Origin of the sequence: Streptomyces sp. NPDC091416 (assembly GCF_044756845.1) — a bacterium.
Lineage (GTDB): Bacteria > Actinomycetota > Actinomycetes > Streptomycetales > Streptomycetaceae > Streptomyces.
This window is the reverse complement of record NZ_JBIVTU010000006.1, coordinates 365,075-383,414: the sequence shown is the minus strand read 5'-3', so window position 1 is coordinate 383,414 and position 18,340 is coordinate 365,075. Positions and strand designations below refer to the sequence as shown.

21 protein-coding genes and 1 tRNA gene are annotated in these 18,340 nt (G+C 71.1%); 18 read left to right on the top strand and 4 right to left on the bottom strand.

What is annotated here, in order from left to right; translation table 11 throughout:
- Positions 1–59 precede the first annotated feature (59 nt).
- The 3 genes from ACIQMX_RS20580 (at position 60) to ACIQMX_RS20570 (ending at position 1,879) form a co-directional block, all read left to right on the top strand.
- On the top strand, positions 60–680 hold the full coding sequence (locus ACIQMX_RS20580) for an HhH-GPD-type base excision DNA repair protein (RefSeq protein ID WP_363066734.1): 621 nt from the start codon (positions 60–62) through the stop codon (positions 678–680).
- A gap of 158 nt (positions 681–838) precedes the next feature.
- The gene (locus ACIQMX_RS20575; RefSeq protein WP_073736427.1) at positions 839–1,135 is read left to right on the top strand and encodes a type II toxin-antitoxin system VapB family antitoxin; all 297 of its coding nucleotides are present in this window, start codon (positions 839–841) and stop codon (positions 1,133–1,135) included.
- Positions 1,136–1,279: 144 nt separating this feature from the next.
- Positions 1,280–1,879 carry a LytR C-terminal domain-containing protein gene (locus ACIQMX_RS20570; RefSeq protein ID WP_363066955.1) on the top strand — a complete coding sequence of 200 codons (600 nt, stop codon included), beginning with the start codon at positions 1,280–1,282 and terminating at the stop codon, positions 1,877–1,879.
- A gap of 98 nt (positions 1,880–1,977) precedes the next feature.
- Here the strand turns inward: ACIQMX_RS20570 and upp are convergent, their stop codons facing one another.
- On the bottom strand, positions 1,978–2,613 hold the full coding sequence (gene upp / locus ACIQMX_RS20565) for a uracil phosphoribosyltransferase (protein ID WP_148019550.1): 636 nt from the start codon (positions 2,611–2,613) through the stop codon (positions 1,978–1,980).
- Between the two features lie 102 nt (positions 2,614–2,715).
- Between upp and ACIQMX_RS20560 the strand changes: the two genes are divergently transcribed.
- The 9 genes from ACIQMX_RS20560 (at position 2,716) to ACIQMX_RS20520 (ending at position 8,550) form a co-directional block, all read left to right on the top strand.
- Positions 2,716–2,916 (top strand): hypothetical protein, encoded by a 201-nt coding sequence (locus tag ACIQMX_RS20560; protein WP_363066735.1) that lies wholly within the window; start codon positions 2,716–2,718, stop codon positions 2,914–2,916.
- Positions 2,917–3,162: 246 nt separating this feature from the next.
- Positions 3,163–3,708, top strand: coding sequence for a hypothetical protein (locus ACIQMX_RS20555; RefSeq protein WP_363066736.1), 546 nt, complete (start codon positions 3,163–3,165; stop codon positions 3,706–3,708).
- 9 nt (positions 3,709–3,717) lie between these two features.
- Positions 3,718–4,239 carry a tRNA adenosine(34) deaminase TadA gene (tadA, locus tag ACIQMX_RS20550; protein ID WP_402479966.1) on the top strand — a complete coding sequence of 174 codons (522 nt, stop codon included), beginning with the start codon at positions 3,718–3,720 and terminating at the stop codon, positions 4,237–4,239.
- A gap of 78 nt (positions 4,240–4,317) precedes the next feature.
- Positions 4,318–4,402: transfer RNA gene (locus ACIQMX_RS20545), tRNA-Ser, on the top strand.
- 541 nt (positions 4,403–4,943) lie between these two features.
- Positions 4,944–5,108, top strand: a complete 165-nt coding sequence (locus tag ACIQMX_RS20540; protein ID WP_187285206.1) for a hypothetical protein — start codon at positions 4,944–4,946, stop codon at positions 5,106–5,108.
- A gap of 11 nt (positions 5,109–5,119) precedes the next feature.
- Entirely contained in the window at positions 5,120–5,413 is a 294-nt protein-coding gene (locus tag ACIQMX_RS20535; RefSeq protein WP_402479963.1) for a Dabb family protein, read from the top strand.
- Between the two features lie 179 nt (positions 5,414–5,592).
- A complete protein-coding gene (locus ACIQMX_RS20530) occupies positions 5,593–6,543 on the top strand; it encodes an RNA polymerase sigma factor SigF (protein ID WP_402479960.1) in 951 nt (316 codons plus the stop codon).
- A gap of 234 nt (positions 6,544–6,777) precedes the next feature.
- Positions 6,778–7,644, top strand: coding sequence for an RNA polymerase sigma factor SigF (locus ACIQMX_RS20525; RefSeq protein ID WP_148019555.1), 867 nt, complete (start codon positions 6,778–6,780; stop codon positions 7,642–7,644).
- 57 nt (positions 7,645–7,701) lie between these two features.
- Positions 7,702–8,550 carry a hypothetical protein gene (locus ACIQMX_RS20520; protein WP_402479956.1) on the top strand — a complete coding sequence of 283 codons (849 nt, stop codon included), beginning with the start codon at positions 7,702–7,704 and terminating at the stop codon, positions 8,548–8,550.
- 30 nt (positions 8,551–8,580) lie between these two features.
- On the opposite strand, the gene ACIQMX_RS20515 is transcribed toward ACIQMX_RS20520, so the two are convergent.
- Entirely contained in the window at positions 8,581–8,793 is a 213-nt protein-coding gene (locus tag ACIQMX_RS20515; RefSeq protein ID WP_363066738.1) for a hypothetical protein, read from the bottom strand.
- A 582-nt stretch (positions 8,794–9,375) separates the two neighbouring features.
- Between ACIQMX_RS20515 and ACIQMX_RS20510 the strand changes: the two genes are divergently transcribed.
- The 5 genes from ACIQMX_RS20510 to ACIQMX_RS20490 all read left to right on the top strand — a co-directional run bounded on the left by ACIQMX_RS20510 (position 9,376) and on the right by ACIQMX_RS20490 (position 14,873).
- Positions 9,376–9,897 (top strand): MarR family winged helix-turn-helix transcriptional regulator, encoded by a 522-nt coding sequence (locus ACIQMX_RS20510; RefSeq protein ID WP_363066957.1) that lies wholly within the window; start codon positions 9,376–9,378, stop codon positions 9,895–9,897.
- A 23-nt stretch (positions 9,898–9,920) separates the two neighbouring features.
- Positions 9,921–12,422: a DHA2 family efflux MFS transporter permease subunit gene (locus tag ACIQMX_RS20505; protein ID WP_402479954.1), complete on the top strand. Its 2,502-nt coding sequence runs from the start codon at positions 9,921–9,923 to the stop codon at positions 12,420–12,422.
- Between the two features lie 203 nt (positions 12,423–12,625).
- Entirely contained in the window at positions 12,626–13,444 is an 819-nt protein-coding gene (locus ACIQMX_RS20500; RefSeq protein WP_402479952.1) for a YceI family protein, read from the top strand.
- A gap of 26 nt (positions 13,445–13,470) precedes the next feature.
- On the top strand, positions 13,471–13,941 hold the full coding sequence (locus ACIQMX_RS20495) for a PPOX class F420-dependent oxidoreductase (RefSeq protein WP_363066741.1): 471 nt from the start codon (positions 13,471–13,473) through the stop codon (positions 13,939–13,941).
- 5 nt (positions 13,942–13,946) lie between these two features.
- On the top strand, positions 13,947–14,873 hold the full coding sequence (locus ACIQMX_RS20490; RefSeq protein ID WP_363066742.1) for an NAD(P)-dependent oxidoreductase: 927 nt from the start codon (positions 13,947–13,949) through the stop codon (positions 14,871–14,873).
- On the opposite strand, the gene ACIQMX_RS20485 is transcribed toward ACIQMX_RS20490, so the two are convergent.
- Entirely contained in the window at positions 14,867–15,685 is an 819-nt protein-coding gene (locus ACIQMX_RS20485; protein ID WP_363066743.1) for a TetR/AcrR family transcriptional regulator, read from the bottom strand. The genes ACIQMX_RS20490 and ACIQMX_RS20485 overlap by 7 nt on opposite strands.
- A gap of 94 nt (positions 15,686–15,779) precedes the next feature.
- Positions 15,780–17,303 (bottom strand): MFS transporter, encoded by a 1,524-nt coding sequence (locus tag ACIQMX_RS20480; protein WP_363066744.1) that lies wholly within the window; start codon positions 17,301–17,303, stop codon positions 15,780–15,782.
- Positions 17,304–17,466: 163 nt separating this feature from the next.
- Between ACIQMX_RS20480 and ACIQMX_RS20475 the strand changes: the two genes are divergently transcribed.
- Positions 17,467–18,330 carry an endonuclease/exonuclease/phosphatase family protein gene (locus tag ACIQMX_RS20475; RefSeq protein WP_363066745.1) on the top strand — a complete coding sequence of 288 codons (864 nt, stop codon included), beginning with the start codon at positions 17,467–17,469 and terminating at the stop codon, positions 18,328–18,330.
- The last annotated feature ends 10 nt before the right edge of the window (positions 18,331–18,340 follow it).

The window sequence follows — 18,340 nt, the reverse complement described above, 5'->3', positions numbered from 1 at the left end:
AGCCGGACCGGCGGTGGTTTCACTGGCCGTCGCACCCCCGGCTCGCAATCATCGGGCCCATGACCAACAGCAACCAGGGCCGAGACATCACCCTCCGGATCGCTCAGCAGCCGGAGGCTGACGAGTTGCTCGCCCGCAGTCCGCTCGCCGCCCTCGTCGGCATGCTGCTGGACCAGCAGGTGCCGATGGAGTGGGCGTTCTCCGGTCCGTACGCACTGGCTCAGCGGATGGGCGGGGACGACCTGGACGCCCATGAGATCGCCACGTACGACCCGGAGGCCTTCGCCGCGCTCTTCACCGACAAACCCGCTCTGCACCGCTATCCGGGCTCGATGGCCAAGCGGGTGCAGCAGCTGTGCCAGTACCTGGTGGCGCAGTACGACGGCGAGGCGAGCGCGGTGTGGACCGGGGCCACCACGGGCGCGGATCTCCGTAAACGGCTCAACGCCCTGCCGGGGTTCGGCACCCAGAAGGCACAGATCTTCCTTGCGCTGCTGGGCAAGCAGTTCGGCGTGCGGCCGCCGGGCTGGCGGGAGGCGGCGGGGTCGTACGGGGAGGCGGACTCGCACCGTTCGGTCGCCGACATCACCGGGCCCGAGTCGCTCGCCGAGGTCCGCGCGTTCAAGCAGGAGGCCAAACAAGCCGCGAAGGCGGCGAAGGCGGCGGCCAAGGGCAGGTGAGCTCCCCGGGCACCCCCGGCCCCGGCCCGGGGGCCGCGCCGGGGCCCGCGTTCACCGCTGCCTCAATCCGGGAATGGGCGCTTATATGCCGCCCTGGCCCGCGCCGCAGTCCCGCCCCATTGCTGCGCCCGGAGGGTCTTGACCGGTAGGCTTTCCGTGTGATCTTCAAGCGCATCGGAAATGGGCAGCCCTATCCCGACCACGGCCGGGAAAGCACCCGGCAGTGGGCGGATGTCGCGCCGCGCCCGGTCCGCCTCGACCAGCTCGTGACCACCAAGGGCCAGCTGGACCTCGAAACGCTTCTCGCCGAGGACTCCACGTTCTACGGCGACCTGTTCGCCCACGTCGTGAAGTGGCAGGGCGACCTCTACCTGGAGGACGGACTGCACCGCGCGGTCCGCGCCGCGCTCCAGCAGCGCCAGGTTCTGCACGCCCGCGTGCTCGAACTCGGCTGAGCCGCCCCACCGGTCGCGTTCGGCGCCGACGGGGTTCGTTCGGGTGCTTTCGCACTCGGACGGGTGCGATCCGTCGATCATCAAATAGTCATCATCACCGGGCCGCACTACGCTGCGCCCATGAGCATGCTCACTCCCCCAGGCATGGGCGGAAAGTACCGCATCACGGGTGACAAGTACCCCCGCATGCGGCGCCCCCGCCGCCGCAGCAGACTGGTCCTCGCGGCCACCGCCTCCGTGGTCGCCCTCGGGCTCGCCGGATGGGGCACGCTGCAGCTCATCGATGTCTTCACGGGCGGCGACAAAGAGGCCAGCGCCGTCGGCCGGAAGACGGACTGCCCGGCCGCCGCGCCGTCCGCGCCCGCCAGGGTCCTGCCGAAGCCCGCGAAGATCACGGTCAACGTCTACAACGCGACCCCGCGTGGCGGACTGGCCAAGGCGGCGGCCGACGAGCTGAAGAAGCGCGGCTTCACCATCGGCAAGGTGGGCAACGCCACCGCCGCGTACGACAAGAAGGTCGCCGGCACCGCCCTGCTGCTGGGCGCCCCGACCGCGGTCAACGGCACGTTCCCGGTGCTCGGCACCCAGCTGCCGGGCGCGGCGACGAAGACCGATGCCCGCAAGGGCATGGACATCGATCTGATCATCGGTACGAAGTTCAAGGCGTTCAGCACACCGCAGGCGGCGGCCACCGCACTGACCGCACTGACGAAGCCGGCCCCGGCGCCGTCCTCCTCCTGCTGAGGAACGCGCGGCCGGGCGGAACGCGGCGGCGGGGGCGCCCGTGAGCGCCCCCGCCGCCGTCCCAGGTGCCGGTCCCCGAGTCCGTCAGTTCGTGTCGGCTAGCCGGCGGTGCCGTACATCCGGTCCCCGGCGTCGCCGAGGCCCGGCACGATGTAGCCGTGCTCGTTGAGCCGCTCGTCGACCGAGGCGGTGACCACGGTGACCGGCGTCCCCGCCAGCTCGCGCTCCATCACCTCGACGCCCTCGGGCGCCGCGAGCAGCACGACCGCGGTGACATCGTCCGCGCCGCGCTTGATCAGCTCCTGGATGGCCGCGACCAGGGTGCCGCCGGTGGCGAGCATCGGGTCCAGGACGTACACCTGGCGGCCCGAGAGGTCCTCCGGCATGCGGGTCGCGTACGTGGACGCCTGGAGCGTCTCCTCGTCGCGGATCATGCCCAGGAAGCCCACCTCGGCGGTCGGCAGCAGCCGGACCATGCCGTCGAGCATGCCGAGGCCGGCCCGCAGGATCGGTACGACCAGGGGCCGCGGGTGCGACAGCTTCACTCCGGTGGTGGGTGTCACCGGGGTCTCGATGTCGACCTGTTCGGTACGCACATCGCGGGTGGCCTCGTACGCGAGCAGGGTGACCAGCTCGTCGGCGAGGCGCCGGAAGGTCGGGGAGTCGGTGCGCTTGTCGCGCAGGGTGGTGAGTTTGTGCGCGACCAGCGGGTGGTCGACGACGTGGATCCGCATGCCACCCACAGTAGCCGCGCCTCCCGTACCCGTGCGCTGGCATCAACCGCACGTTCGGGGGGAAGGTGGGGGCATACGGACCCAGCTGGGGGTGATGACCCGATGCCGGACGGGGCGGAGCACAAGCGGGACGGCCCGGACCCGCAGGACGCGCCGGAGACGGACGCTCAGCGCCGCAGGCGCCGCGCCCAGTTCCTCCGCGAGCTTCACGAGGCCAAGGCGCTCCGCGACCGGGTCCAGCCGCGGCGGGTCAAGGCCGCCCGAATGCGCCAGGCCATGCGGATGCGGACGTTCCGCTGGTAGCCGGTCAGCCTCCGCGGGACCCCCGGGTGGCGGCGCCGGAGAGAAATGATGGCCGACGCAACGACGGAACTGCTCTCGCGAAGCCCTGGTTTCTGCCACGATTCCGATGGGCGGGACGCAGGGCAGCCGGAGCACCGGCTGTCTCCCGCCGGACCGACACACCCAGGGCATTCGTTGGGATCGGACCCCGCTCCCTGATCCGGCCTGATCCGAACGAGAGCCTCCAAGACCAGTGGGAGAGTCACGGTGTACTTCGCCGCACTGCTCGCGCGCACCGAAGACGGGTGGGAAGCGAGCGACACGGATCTCGACGATGTGGAGACCCTGTCCGACCTGACGGATCTGGCCCGTGAGGCCTCGGTGGACGAGGACACGGTGCTCGTCTTCATCGAGCAGGAGGACGCCTGGTTCGGCGTCGTCCGGGTGGACGGTGAGGACGATCCGCGTATCTACGTCTCCAACGCCTCCGCCGCCGCCCGTTCCTCGTACGGGGAGATCCTGCTCACGGATGAACTGCTCGGCCGCGAACCCGGGGCCGAGGACTCGATTGCCGCCCTGGAAGAACTCGTCGGCCTCGACGGTACGGAGGACGGCGAGCCCGAAACCCCCGACAATTCCACCGACGACGACGGGCCGGACCCCGACGCCGTACCGGCGGGTCCGCTCGGCGACACCGGGGTGCTGTCCGACCTCGGGCTGCCCGAGGCGGAGCTGCTGATGCTGCGGACGGAGGCCCTGGCCGAGATCGCGGACGCGCTGGGAGCGGCCGAGGTCCTGGAGACCGTCCGTTAGGGTCCGCGGGTGACCGAAGCACCGCACCCGCACGACCCCTCCCCGGCCCGGCAACCCCTGCACGATCCGCGCGATCCCGTGAGGGACCCGTGGCGGGCACCCATGCGCCGCGCCCTGGACGAGGCCGGACTGGCGGCGGCGGCCGGCGATGTGCCGGTCGGCGCCGTCGTCCTCGCCCCGGACGGCGGCCTGCTCGCCACGGGCCACAACGAACGCGAGGCGACCGGCGACCCGACCGCGCACGCCGAGGTCCTCGCGCTGCGCCGGGCCGCCGCCGCCCTCGGTGAGTGGCGGCTGTCCGGATGCACCCTCGTCGTCACCCTGGAGCCCTGCACCATGTGCGCGGGCGCCCTGGTGCAGTCCCGCGTGGGCCGGGTCGTCTACGGCGCCCGGGACGAGAAGGCCGGAGCGGCCGGTTCGCTCTGGGACGTCGTACGGGACCGCCGGCTCAACCACCGCCCCGAGGTGATCCACGGAGTCCTGGAGGCGGACTGTGCGGCCCTCCTGACGGCCTTCTTCCGCGACCGCTGACCCGCGTTGCCCGCGCGCACGCAGGCTGGCCGGGAATCGGATTTCGACGGACGGCCGAGATGGTCTAAGCTCTCTCTCGGTAGCGTGTCCGAGCGGCCGAAGGAGCTCGCCTCGAAAGCGAGTGTGGGGAAACTCACCGAGGGTTCAAATCCCTCCGCTACCGCTCTTGTGAAGGGCCCGACGCACAGCGTCGGGCCCTTCGAGTTTTCCGCCCGTCCGGTGCCGTCGGGCCGTGGTGCGGCTGCGGTACGGGCCGCCGGGCCGCGGTGCGGCGCGACAGGCCCGCCCGTGGCGCGGCTGCCGGTACGACTGTGGCCCCGGGTCCGACGGCGGTCGGACCCGGGGCCACTGCTGGGGCCTGTCGTCAGGCCCTGGACCGGGTCGGGGGAAGCGGCATCGGGGGGACAAGCCGCTCCCCCCGATGAGAACAGGACCTGCCAGCTCTCGCCGCGATCGGGGGAGGCCGCGGCGAGAACCCCACAGAGAGGTCCTGTTCCTCGCCCCTCGGATTCCTGCCGGATCCGCTGGGCTCGTTCTCCATCCTGCCCCTCCGCAGAAGCCGTGCGAGCGGGCAAAGGGCCCCGATCTCCGGGTCCTTGGTCCCTAAAGACCGCATGAGTGATCGGAATCAGCAAGCCGATACGGCCATGTGTACGGATAGACTCGCCCGACCGCGCAGGGGATCGAAGGGGAGTCAGGGGCTGATGGTGCAAGCAAAGAAGATCGCTCTCTACTTGATAGTCGTCTTCGTGCTCTACACGATCATCACGTCCCCCGCCCGGGCCGCGGACCTCGTCCAGGTAGGGTTCGAGGGCGTTTCGGACGCCGCTCAGGGCGTCGGCGACTTCATGTCCGAGCTGGTGAAGTAGGAGTACCCGCGATGATCCGCCATCTGGTCCTGTTCAAGCTGAACGACGGCGTCGAGCGGGACGAGCCGCGGGTGGTGGCGGGCGCCGAGGCCTTCCGGGAGCTGGCGGACAAGGTGCCCGGGCTGGAGTTCTGGGAGTGCGCCTGGAACATCACCGACCGGCCGATCGCCTACGACTTCGCCATCAACTCCGCGGTCGCCGACGAGGCCGCGCTGAAGGCCTACATCGAGCATCCGGCCCACCAGGCGGCGGCCGGGCAGTGGCGGGAATTCGCCACCTGGGTGATCGCCGACTACCCGTTCTGACGGCTTCGGCCCTGCGAGCCCCTCACCGTGACGGTGAGGGGCTTTTCTTTGTGTTTAAACCGATTCGAGGTCAACACGGCGCTATGGGGTGCTTGCACATAGTGGACATGTCTTGTGATGCTATGACCGCTTTTGAAGGACGAGTTGACCGAAGTTGACCGCAAAGGGGTGGCGTCATCGTGCCGGCCAGTACAGCGCCTCAAGTGCCTCCCCAGACCGTCCAGGCCGTCTCGGCCGCCCGGACGGCACCGGCGTCGCAGCCGCCCCCGGCCTCCCCGGCACCACAGGCGGCCGGGACGGCCCAGCCGGTCCAGACCGAGGCCGTGCAGACCGAGACGCCCGACGACACCGTCGCGCCCGCCAGGACCCGGGGCGCCGACACCAGGGCGCTCACCCAGGTGCTCTTCGGCCGCCTCCAGGGGCTGGAGGCGGGCACCGCGGAGCACGGACGGGTGCGGGCGGCGCTGATCGAGGCGAACCTGCCCCTCGTCCGGTACGCCGCCGCGCGGTTCCGCAGCCGCAACGAGCCGATGGAGGACGTCGTCCAGGTCGGCACGATCGGCCTGATCAACGCCATCGACCGGTTCGACCCCGAACGCGGGGTCCAGTTCCCCACCTTCGCGATGCCCACCGTCGTCGGCGAGATCAAGCGGTACTTCCGGGACAACGTGCGGACCGTCCACGTGCCGCGCCGGCTGCACGAACTCTGGGTCCAGGTCACCGGCGCCACCGAGGACCTGACGACCGCTCACGGCCGGTCCCCCACCACCGCGGAGATCGCCGCACGGCTGAAGATCTCCGAGGACGAGGTACTGGCCTGCATCGAGGCGGGCCGCTCGTACCACGCGACCTCCCTCGAGGCCGCACAGGAGGGTGACGGGCTGCCGGGCCTGCTGGACCGGCTCGGCTACGAGGATCCGGCCCTGGCCGGCGTCGAGCACCGCGACCTGGTCCGCCATCTGCTCGTACAACTGCCCGAACGTGAACAGCGGATCCTGCTGCTGCGCTACTACAGCAACCTGACGCAGTCGCAGATCAGTGCTGAACTCGGAGTCTCGCAGATGCATGTGTCAAGACTCCTCGCCCGAAGTTTCGCCCGACTTCGATCCGCAAACAGGATCGAGGCGTAACCGGATCGGGTAGACCGGTCCTGAGGCGTTCCCCGCGGGCCAAAAGCCGTAGACCCCTTGTTAACTGGGCAGACTCCCCCGGAACTTGTCGACAAGTCACTACAGCGTGTTGCCGACATGTGACATTCTGCGGGAACCGCGTTTGCCGCAGCGTCCCCTCCGGTATTCAGGTGGAGGCTGCGTTCCTCCGATGGTCGCGGCCACCGCGACCGTCCGCGACCTCAAGGGGGTGGCATGTCCGCAGAACAGGGCAGCTCGAAGGTGCTCACGCTCACCAAGAGCGCACCCGCACCCGTTGTGCTCACCAGCTCGTCGGAAGCCATCGACACCCGCACGCTGTCCCGCTCCCTGTTCCTGCGGCTCGCCGCGCTGGGTCCCGCACCGGGCCCCGACGGAACGGACAGTCCGGAGCGCGCCTATGTGCGGGACACACTCATCGAGCTCAACCTGCCGCTGGTGCGTTACGCCGCGGCCCGGTTCCGCAGCCGCAACGAACCCATGGAGGACATCGTCCAGGTCGGCACGATCGGCCTGATCAAGGCGATCGACCGGTTCGACTGCGAACGCGGCGTGGAGTTCCCCACGTTCGCGATGCCCACCGTCGTCGGCGAGATCAAGCGCTTCTTCCGCGACACCTCCTGGTCGGTGCGGGTGCCGCGCCGGCTCCAGGAGCTGCGGCTCGCCCTCACCAAGACCAGCGACGAGCTCGCCCAGAAGCTCGACCGCTCGCCGACCGTTCCCGAGCTGGCCAAGGCGCTCGGCGTCTCCGAGGAGGACGTCGTCGACGGCCTGGCCGTCGGCAACGCCTACACCGCCTCTTCGCTGGACTCGCCCTCGCCCGAGGACGACGGCGGCGAGGGTTCGCTGGCGGACCGGCTGGGGTACGAGGACGCGGCGCTGGAGGGCGTCGAGTACCGCGAGTCGCTCAAGCCGCTGCTGGCCAAACTCCCGCCGCGTGAGCGCCAGATCATCATGCTGCGGTTCTTCGCCAACATGACCCAGTCGCAGATCGGCGAGGAGGTCGGCATCTCCCAGATGCACGTCTCGCGGCTGCTGACCCGCACGCTGGCCCAGCTCCGGGAGGGGCTCATCGCCGACTGACCGGGAACCCGGACTCCGAGGGTTCCGATTTGACGGTCCGTCAGGGACACTGTCGCGATGCGACGTCAGACATTCGGCCGGTCCGGCCGCCGGGGCACAGCGATCACCGCCTCGGCGGCCGTGCTGTGTCTGGGCGGCGCCCTGGCAGGCTGCGGAGACCGGGCGGGCGGCGACGGCTACACGGCGGTGGGCGCGGCGGCGACGGGCCCGGCGAAGGCTCCCTCGGGGGCGGTCGCGCCCTCGGGCAAGGTCACGCTGGTCCCGCTGGACGGGTCCGGGAGACCGGGCGGAGGCGGCGCCGGGGACTCCTCGGGCGCCCCGCACACGCCCTCTCCCGGATCCTCGGACGCGGCGGACGGCGGTACGGGCGGTACGGGAGCCGCCGGTGGCACGGCCGGCCCCGGCGCGTCCGGGAGCCCGGCAGACGCCTCGGGCGGTACGGGCGGCACGGCCACGAGCGGATCACCGTCGAACAGGGCCGGATCCGGCCCGGCCGGCGGGTCCACGGGTTCCGCGGGCTCCTCCGACTCGGACCCGGACCCCGAGCCCGGCTCCGGCCCCGCCTCCCCGTCCGCACCGGGCTCCACGGCCCCGGCGGGGCCCGCCGTCATCGAGGCCGGTACGCCTGCGCGCGCGGCGGCGGACGAGCGGTGGTGCGAGAAGGTCACCGTGGAGTTCCGCAACACCGGTGGCTCGCCCGCGCGTTCGGGGACCGTCACCTTCTCCACGCACATCATCGGCGGGCTGGGGATCGACTGGGCGACCCGGGAATCGACAGCGCCGCTGCCCGTGCCCATCGGCGCGGGAGCGGCGCGGAAGATGACGTACACCGTCTGTGTGGACGCCTGGCGGGTGCCCCTGGGCATGCATGTCGAGACCCGGGGCGTGACCGCCGTCTGGAAGTGACGGGGGACTACGCGATGACCGGAGGGCCGGTCAGCCGAGCGCGAGCCAGGCGACCGCGCCGAGCACGACGATCACCGCGACGATGCCGGCGATCAGTCCGGTCCTCGGCCCGGAGGACACGGCGGCGGGCTGCTGCCGGCGCTGCGGCTCACCCTCGTCGACGAAGGCGCGGAACATCTGGGTGTTGCCTGCCGGGTCGCTGTTGCCCTCGGGACCCTGCGGAGCGTGGGGATTGTGTGCCATGTCGCAGGACCCTAGCGAACTCGGCGGAACCGCCCAACCCCCGGGCAGTGAAGGGGCAGGGCCCATAACCGGGGAACCGGTGAAGGCCGCGCGGCCGAGCCGTCCGGACCGGCGCGCGCGGCACTGGGCCCGCAGCGAGGGATGACACCCAACCTCCGCACCCAGAAACCCAGTTGGGAATCACCACTCCCACGCCACGCGCGCACTCCCGTATAAGTGCGCGACCGGCGACCCTGCGACCGCACGAAAAGCCGTAAACGCGCGAAGACGCGAAGCCATGAAGGCGCGAAGCCATGAGGCCATGAGGCCGGCACCCCTGCGACCCCGCGCCCCTGAGGACGCGAAGGCGCGAAGCCGCGAGGCCGGAGCAGGCTGCTCCCGGAGCGCGTCCGCCCGTCGCCTCTGGAGTGGCGCATGACACATCCGTCACTTATGTGGCGCATACGCTGGGCGTTTGACCCACGCCCTACAGAGCCTTTTGTTTCCCTTTACTTCTGCAAGCCCCTTTTCGTTTGCCTGCAGCAACCAACGGCTTCTATGGTTGCCCTAAGCAACAAGATGACGCGAATGTCTGGGGGTCCCGTGGCCGCACGGAGTCAGTACGAAGAACTGGCCCGGCAGCTCAGCGCAGTCGGCGCCGTCAAACGGGGCCTGGCCCGCATCCTCCCCGCCGAATGCCCCGCAGGCTCGGCGGCCGTACTGGCACTGCTGAGCCGGCACGGCGAGATGCGGATCAGCAGACTGGCCGAGCTCCTCGACGTCGACATGTCGGTGACCAGCCGGCACGTCGCCCATGTGGCAGAACGCGGCTGGATCGAACGCTCCCCGGACCCGGCGGACAAGCGCTCCCGCATTCTGCGGCTGACCCCCGCGGGCGAGGACGTGCTCACGGAGCTGAACTGCCGGACGACCGAGATGTTCGCCCACAACCTCCAGGATTGGTCCGACGACGAGGTCGGACAGCTCAACACGTTGCTGGCCCGGCTGCGCGACAGCTTCTCCTGTCGCAGCTCCGGCGGGTGCGCCCCCGGAAAGCACAGCGGCGACTGCCGCTCCCGGCCCACTGACAGCCACGACGGCTCGTACACCCGTACACCCGTGTAACAGAAGCAAAGAGAAGGAATTAAATGGCTACGACCACACCAACCGGTGTGCGGGGCGGCCACGCCAAGCACGGAGGGCACGACTCCTCCGACGGCACGCCGATGACACACCGGCAGATCATGGAAGCACTCGCCGGGCTGATGCTCGGGATGTTCGTCGCGATCCTGTCGTCCACCGTCGTCTCCAACGCCCTGCCGGAGATCATCTCCGACCTGGGCGGCGGCCAGAGCGCCTACACCTGGGTCGTCACGGCCTCGCTGCTGGCCATGACGGCGACCACCCCCCTGTGGGGCAAGCTCTCCGACCTGTTCAGCAAGAAGCTGCTGGTCCAGATAGCGCTCGTCATCTACGTCGCGGGCTCGGTCGTCGCCGGTCTCTCGACCAGCAGCGGCATGCTGATCGCCTGCCGTGTGGTGCAGGGCATCGGCGTCGGCGGTCTCTCCGCCCTCGCCCAGATCGTGATGGCCGCGATGATCGCCCCGCGCGAGCGCGGCCGCTACAGCGGCTACATCGGCGCGGTCTTCGCCGTCGCCACCGTCGGCGGCCCGCTGCTCGGCGGTGTCATCACCGACACCAGCTGGATGGGCTGGCGCTGGTGCTTCTACGTCGGCGTGCCGTTCGCGGTCATCGCCCTGATCGTGCTCCAGAAGACCCTGAAGCTCCCGGTCGTCAAGCGTGAGGTCAAGGTCGACTGGACCGGCGCCTTCTTCATCAGCGCCGCCGTCTCGCTGCTGCTCCTCTGGGTGACCTTCGCGGGCGACAAGTACGACTGGATGTCCTGGCAGACCGGCGCCATGCTGGCCGGTTCGGTCGTGCTCACGCTGCTCTTCGTCTTCACCGAGTCCCGGGCCAGCGAGCCGATCATCCCGCTGCGGCTCTTCCGCAACCGGACCATCACCCTCGCGTCGCTCGCCTCGCTGTTCGTCGGTATCGCAATGTTCGCCGGCACCGTCTTCTTCAGTCAGTACTTCCAGCTGGCGCGCGGCAAGTCGCCGACGATGTCCGGTGTGATGACGATCCCGATGATCGGCGGTCTGTTCCTCTCCTCGACCATCTCGGGCCAGATCATCACCAAGACGGGCCGCTGGAAGGCCTGGCTGGTCAGCGGTGGCTTCCTGGTCACGGCCGGTCTCGGACTGCTCGGCACCATCCGCTACGACACGACGTACTGGCACATCGCCGTCTTCATGTTCGTGATGGGTCTCGGCATCGGCATGATGATGCAGAACCTGGTCCTCGCCACGCAGAACCAGGTCGACCCCTCGGACCTCGGCTCCGCCAGCTCCGTCGTCACGTTCTTCCGTTCGCTCGGCGGTGCGATCGGGGTCTCGGCCCTGGGCGCCGTCATGGCGAACCGCGTCACCCACTACGTCAAGGAAGGCCTCGCGGACCTCGGTCCCCAGGGGGCCGCGCTGGGCCACGGCGGTACCGGCGGCGGGGGCATCCCCGACCTGGACAAGCTGCCTGCCCCGTTCCGCACGGTCATGGAGACCGCGTACGGGCACGGCGTCGGTGACGTGTTCCTGTACGCCGCTCCGGCCGCGCTGGTCGCCTTCCTGGTCACGATCTTCATCAAGGAGGTCGCGCTCAAGACGAACGCCGCCAATGACGCCCCGGTTCCGGCCCAGGCCGTGGAGCTCGCCCAGAACCCGTCCGGTGTGGGTACGGCGGCCCTGGCCTCCGAGGCAGCCGCCGGCGTCACCGCGGTCGACACCCTGGAGGCCGCTCCGGTGGCCGCCGCTCCGGTGGCGACCGTGCAGGGCACCGCGGTACGCGGTGTGGTGCGCGGTGCCGAGGGCGCGCCCGTCGACCGGGCCGCCGTCACGCTGATCTCGCTGGGCGGCCGGCAGCTGGGCATCTCGGCCGCGCAGGCCGACGGCTCCTACGGTCTGGACGCCCCGGGCGCAGGTTCGTACGTGCTGATCGCTTCGGCCGACGGTTTCCAGCCGCAGGCGTCGACCGTGGTCGTCGGCGACGAGCCGCTCACGTACGACATCCTGCTCGCCGGTACGAGCGGCCTGGCCGGGACCGTACGGGCCGCCGAGGGCGGCACGCCGGTCGAGGGCGCCATGGTCATCGTGACCGATGTGCGCGGTGACGTGCTGGCCACCGGCAAGTCCGGCGACGCGGGCGAGTTCGCCTTCGGTGAGCTGGTCCCCGGTGCGGTGACCGTCGCGGTCAACGCGGCCGGATTCCGTCCGCTGGCACTGCCGGTGGAGATCGGCGGCCAGGGCGTCACCCGGATCGACGCCGCGCTGCGGTCCGGTGCGCTGGTCCAGGGCGTGGTGCGGGCCGGTTCCGGCCGGCGGCCGCTGCCCGACGCCCGCGTGACGCTGGTCGACGCGGCCGGCAACGTGATCGCCACCTCGACGACCGGGGAGGACGGGGCGTACGCCTTCGCCGACCTGGACGCGGGCGAGTACTCGGTCATCGCGACCGGCTACCCGCCGGTGGCCGGCGCCCTGACCGTGGCCGGTCACGGGGTCGACGGCCACGACATCGAGCTCGCTCACCCGGGCGAGTAACCGGTCCGGGTACACCCCGGACACGTAAGACCCCTGGCGGGACGGCACTTCGAGCGGAGAGGCTGTCCAAGCCGGCGGAAATGGGCCCCGGCGGTGGGGACGGCAGGCAGGGGACGGCCTGCCGTCCCCGCCCCGGGGCCCGACTCATTGAGTGACCTGTCCGGTCAAAGCGGACGGGCCATTGAGCAAGGAGAGAAAACGGGATGGGACTTCGCGCACAGGTACGCACGCGGGACGGCTGGGCCGTCCAGCACGCGATCGTGACGGTCACCGACATGACCGGGACGCAGGTGCTGCGGGCCGCCGCCGACGAGGACGGTGCGGTGTGGACCGACACACCGCTGTCCGCCGGCGCGTACACCGTCATCGTGACGGCGGTCGGGTACGCCCCCGCCGCCTCCACCGCACTCGTCACGGCCAGCGGCCGGGTCGAGGCCGGCACGGTGGTACTGGCCCGCCAGGGCGGTGTGGAGCTGCCGCCGCCGGGCGCCTGGTCGCTGGATCCGGCGCACTCCTCGGTGGGCGCGGTCGCGCAGCACCTGGGGATCTCCAGCGTGCACGGCCGGTTCACCGACTTCGGCGGCCGGATCGAGATCGCCGAGGACGTCCAGCAGTCGCGCGTGGACGCCGTCATCGACGCGACCAGCATCGACACCGGCAACGGCATGCGGGACAAGCACCTGCGCTCGCCCGACTTCCTGGACACCGAGCGCTTCCCGGAGATCACCTACCGCTCCACCGGGCTGACTCCGGCCGGCCCCGACCGCTGGACGGTGCACGGCAACCTGTCGCTGCACGGCGTGGACCGGCCGGTCGACCTGGACCTGAGCTACCTCGGCACCGGCCCCGACCCGTGGGGCGGCGTCCGCGCGGCGTTCAGCGCCACGGCCGAGCTGCGCCGCGAGGACTTCGCCATGAACTACAACCAGGTCCTCCAGGCGGGCATCTCGGCGATCGGGACGACGCTGCGGATCGAACTCGACATCCAGGCGGTGCAGGGCGATTCCCTGCCCGCCGTCTGACCCCGGGCGGTCGTAGGGTCGGTCCCATGGCATCGAACATCGCGACCAACACCGCCGTGGAACTCGACGATCTGCTGGAGTTCGTACGGCCCCGGCACCGGGCGATCCTGCTGACCACCCGGTCCGACGGCCGCCCCCAGGGCTCCCCGCTGACCTGCGGCGTCGACGACGCGGGCCGGATCGTCGTCTCGACGTACCCGGAGCGCGCCAAGACCCGCAACGCGAAGCGGGACGAGCGGGTGAGCGTGATCGTCCTGTCGGACGAGTGGAACGGGCCCTGGGTACAGATCGACGGCTCGGCCGAGGTGATCGACTCACCGGACTCGGTCGAGCCGCTCGTCGAGTACTTCCGGAACATCTCGGGGGAGCACCCCGACTGGGACGAGTACCGGGCGGCGATGGTGAAGCAGGGCAAGTCGATCATCAGGATCACCCCCGAGCGGTGGAGCCCCGTCGCCACCGGCGGCTTCCCGGCGCACCTGGCGCCGGGCAGCTGACCGCGATGACGCTCCCGCCGCCCGGACTCCTCGCCCGGGCCCGGCTGCTGGCCGGGCCCGAGGTGGGCTCCGCGGTGGCAGAGGCCCTGGAGCGGGCCACCGGACGCGCCGTCGAGCGCGGCGCCCCGGCCTCCGGCGGCCCCTATGTGTACGTGGGGGCCGCGCTGCCCGACGCGCTGCGCGGGGACGGCCTGGTGTGGTTCCACAGCGTGAACGCGGGCACGGACGCCCTGCTCGGCGCCGGGCCGTGGCCCGCCGGCGCGCTGCTCACCCGGACGGTGGGCCGGATGGGCGAGCGGATCGCGCAGTACGTGCTGGCCTGGGTGCTGGCCGAGTGCCAGTCGGTACCGGAGTTCACCGCGCAGCACGCCCGGGCCGAGTGGCGCCGCATCCCCTCGGAACTCGCGTCCGGGCAGACGGCCCTGGTGCACGGCACCGGACGGATCGGCTCGGCCGTCGCCGGGCTGCTGCGGTCGTGCGGCATCCGGACCGTGGGCGTGGTCCGCACCCCGCGCGCCGTTCCGCCGGGCTTCGACGCGGTGGCCGTGGCGGACGAACCGGTGGCCGCCCGCTGGGTGGTGGCCGCGCTGCCGCTGACGGACGCGACGGCCGGGTACTTCGGGACGGCCCGGTTCGCGGCGATGGGCGGGGCCACGTTCCTCAACGTGGGCCGGGGCGCGACCGTGGACCTGGCGGCGCTGGAGACGGCGCTGCACACGGGTTCGGTGGGGCGCGCGGTCCTGGACGTGCTGCCCGACGAGCCGGCCGCACCCGGCGACGCCTGCTGGCGGCTGCCCCGTACGGTGATCACCTCGCACTCCGCGGGCATCACGGCGGACGACGACATCGTCACGGACTTCGCGGCCTGTCTGCGGGAACTGACGGCGGGACGGATCCCCGCGCTCGCCGTGGACACGAACCGCGGTTACTGACGGGGCCGGTCCTCCCGGGCGCCCGGGGCCACTTCCCCGGCGTCCGGGGACAGCTCCCGCTCGCGCATCGCGACGATGCCCGCGATCAGCAGGTCGAGCGCGAACGCGAAGTCCCGCTCGTGCATCTCGTGCACGGTGTCGGCGCCCCGCGCCGCGATGAGGTCCTGCGAGTTCTCCACGATCGGGCCCAGCTGCGGCTGGGCCTGGATGGCCGCCATCGCCTGCTGGAAGTACTCGTCCTGGGTGAGTCCCGCCTCGGCACTGCGCTGGGCGAACTGACCCTCGACGGTCCCGAATCCGTACACGAACTGGAAGACGGCGGAGAGCGCGCCGGTCTGCCGCCCCATGGGGAGGCCGGTGTCGCGGATCACGTCCTGGATGGCGTACGACATGAGCATCGCGTGCGGCCCCGTGTTGAGGAACTTCCCGACGAGCGGGGAGACCCAGACGTGCCGGACCAGCAAGGTGCGGTAGGACGTCGCCAGCGCGCGCAGCCGGGTCTCCCAGGACGCGTCCTCCTGCGGCGGGTCGATCTCGCTGTAGACGGAGTCGAGGGCCAGCTCCAGCAGGTCGTCCTTGGTCTCCACGTACCAGTAGAGGGACATCGCCGTGACGTTCAGCTCGGCGGCGAGGCGGCGCATGGAGAACTTCGCGAGACCCTCGGCGTCCAGCAGCCGGACCGTCGCCGCCGTGATCCGGTCGCGGTCGAGCCCGGCGGGCTGATCGGCCTTCCGGGCGCGCGAGGGCGGCCGGTGGTTCAGCCACACGCTGGTCCGGGCAGGGTCCTTCGCACGGTCGGCCGCGGACACCATGGCGCACTCCCTCGTCTCGCCGGCGGGGCACACCGGACACGTACCGTCTGCCCCGGAAGCGGAGCATTACGGTCCGGTAGGCCCCCGTCCGATGCTATGCCGCCGGCACGGCCGGGTCGGCCCGTTCCGATTCTCCTCGCTCCGCGCGGTGCAGCAGTACCGCGGCCAGCAGTCCGCCGGCCAGCACCGCCACCGCCCCGACCAGCATGCTGGTCTCCAGGCCCGAGGAGAAGGCGTCCGTGATCCGCTGCCGCTCCGCGTCCCCGCTCGCGGCGGCCAGGGCGGCGGGCAGCGAGGCCGCGCCGACGGCCGACGGGACGAGCGCCGCGAACCGGGAGTTCAGGACCGCGCCGAGCACCGCGACCCCGAGTCCGTTGCCGCACTCGGCGAGGGTGCCGTTGACCCCGGCGCCGACACCGGCCTTCTCGGGCGGGATGGCGCTCATGATCGCGTTGGCCATGGCGGGCATGGCGAGCGCGATGCCCGCGCCCATCACGAGCAGGCCGAGCAGCGTCCCCGCGTAGCCGTCCCCGCCCAGCAGCGCGATCGCGCCCAGCCCGGCGGCGAGCAGCCCCATGCCACAGGCGATGGTGACGGGCGTGCCGAGCCTGGGCACCAGCCGTGCGCCGAGCCCGGTGAGGTTGAGCGCGACGACGCTCAGCGCCAGCGGAGCGGTACGCAGACCGGCCTCCAGCGGCCCGTATCCGAGGACGAACTGGAGCTGCTGGGTGAGCAGGAAGAGCGAGCCGCCCATCCCGAACGCGACCAGGATCGCGCCCGCGACCGCGCCGATGAACTTCTGGTTCCGGAAGAAGTGCATGTCCAGCATCGGGTACGGGATGTGCAGCTCCCACAGCGCGAAGCCGGTGAGGACGGCGACCCCGACGAAGGCGGTCAGCAGCACCCGGCCCGACGTCCAGCCGTGTCCGGGGCCGGAGATGATCGCGTACACGACCGCGGCCATGCCTATGGTGGAGAGCACGGCGCCGAGGAGGTCGGGGCGCTCGCCGTTCGGGTTCTTCGACTCCGGGACCAGCCGCGCCACGGCCACCAGGCCGATCACGGCGACCGGGATGTTGACCAGGAAGATCGCGCCCCACCAGAAGTGGTCGAGCATGACCCCGCCGATCAGAGGCCCGACGGCGAAGCCGAGCGAGCTGACGGTCGACCAGATGCCGATCGCCTTCACCCGCTCGCTCTCGTCGAAGATCTGGACGACGACGGCGAGGGTCGTGGTCATCAGCAGCGCCCCGCCGATTCCCATGCCGGCCCGGGCGGCGATCAGTTGCGCGGACGACTGGGAGAGCCCGGCCACCAGCGAGCCGATGCCGAACAGGGCGAGCCCGGCGATCAGCATCTTCTTGCGGCCGTAGCGGTCGGCGGAGCTGCCGGCGGTCAGCAGCAGCCCCGACTGCACGAGCGAGTAGGCGTTGATCATCCACTGCACATCGGCGGTGGAGGCGTCCAGCTCCCGGGTGAGGGAGGGGATCGCGACGTTGAGGACGGTGTTGTCCAGCAGCACGGTGAGCTGGGCGAGGCAGATGACGCCGAGGATCAGCCAGCGCTGCGGATGGCTCGGCGCCGAGAGGCGGTTCGACTCGGCGGAGGTCGCCGTCATACGGACTCCCTAACGGTTCGGCACGGACTCGCAAGCGGTGCACACCAGGCCTTATACGGTGTACAGGAAAGAGATGTACACCGTATAGCCGTGCAAGGGACACGTACAACCGACTTTCCCGCGATACGTTGCCGGTCGCTGATCCGACAAGGGCTGGAGTGGTATGTCACTGCGTCGTCGTACGGTGGAAGTCCTGCTGGCCGCAGGTCTGTTGGGGACGGTGCTCGCACCTCCCGCGGCAGCCGCGGGGCACGGCCGGGGGCAGCTGGTGCCCCTGCGCGTGGCCACGTACAACATCCATGCGGGGGCCGGCATGGACAATGTCTTCGATCTCGACCGGCAGGTGGCGGAGCTCCGCTCGCTGGACGCGGATGTGATCGGGCTCCAGGAGGTCGACGTCCACTGGGGCGACCGCAGTCAGGGCCGGGACCTGGCGGCCGAGCTGGCCGACCGGCTCGGCATGCAGGTGTCGTTCGCCCCGATCTACAGCTTCGATCCGGCGGTTCCGGGCGCCCCCAGACGCGAGTTCGGCGTCGCGGTGCTGTCCCGGTACCGGATCGTGAGTGCCGAGAACCACGACATCACCCGGCTCTCCACCCAGGACCCGAACCCCGTCCCGGCGCTCGCGCCCGGTTTCGGCGAGGTCGTGGTGCGGGTGAAGGGGGTCCCCGTGCACGTGTACGCGACGCACCTCGACTACCGCGGCGACCCGTCCGTCCGGATCGCCCAGGTCGCCGACACCCGCCGGATCATGGCCGAGGACCAGGAGTCGGAGCGGCGGCCGGTGCACCAGATCCTGCTCGGCGACTTCAACGCGGCCCCGGCGGCTCCCGAACTGGCGCCCCTGTGGGAGGAGCTGGACGACATCGAGCCCGGCGGGCCCACCTACCCGGCGCTGAATCCGGTGCAGCGGATCGACTACGTGGCGGTCTCCAAGGACACCGTGCGGGTACGCGACGCGGCGGTGGCCGAGACGCTCGCCTCGGACCACCGCCCTGTTGTCGCCGACCTGTTGCTGCGGCGCTGAACCTTCCGGG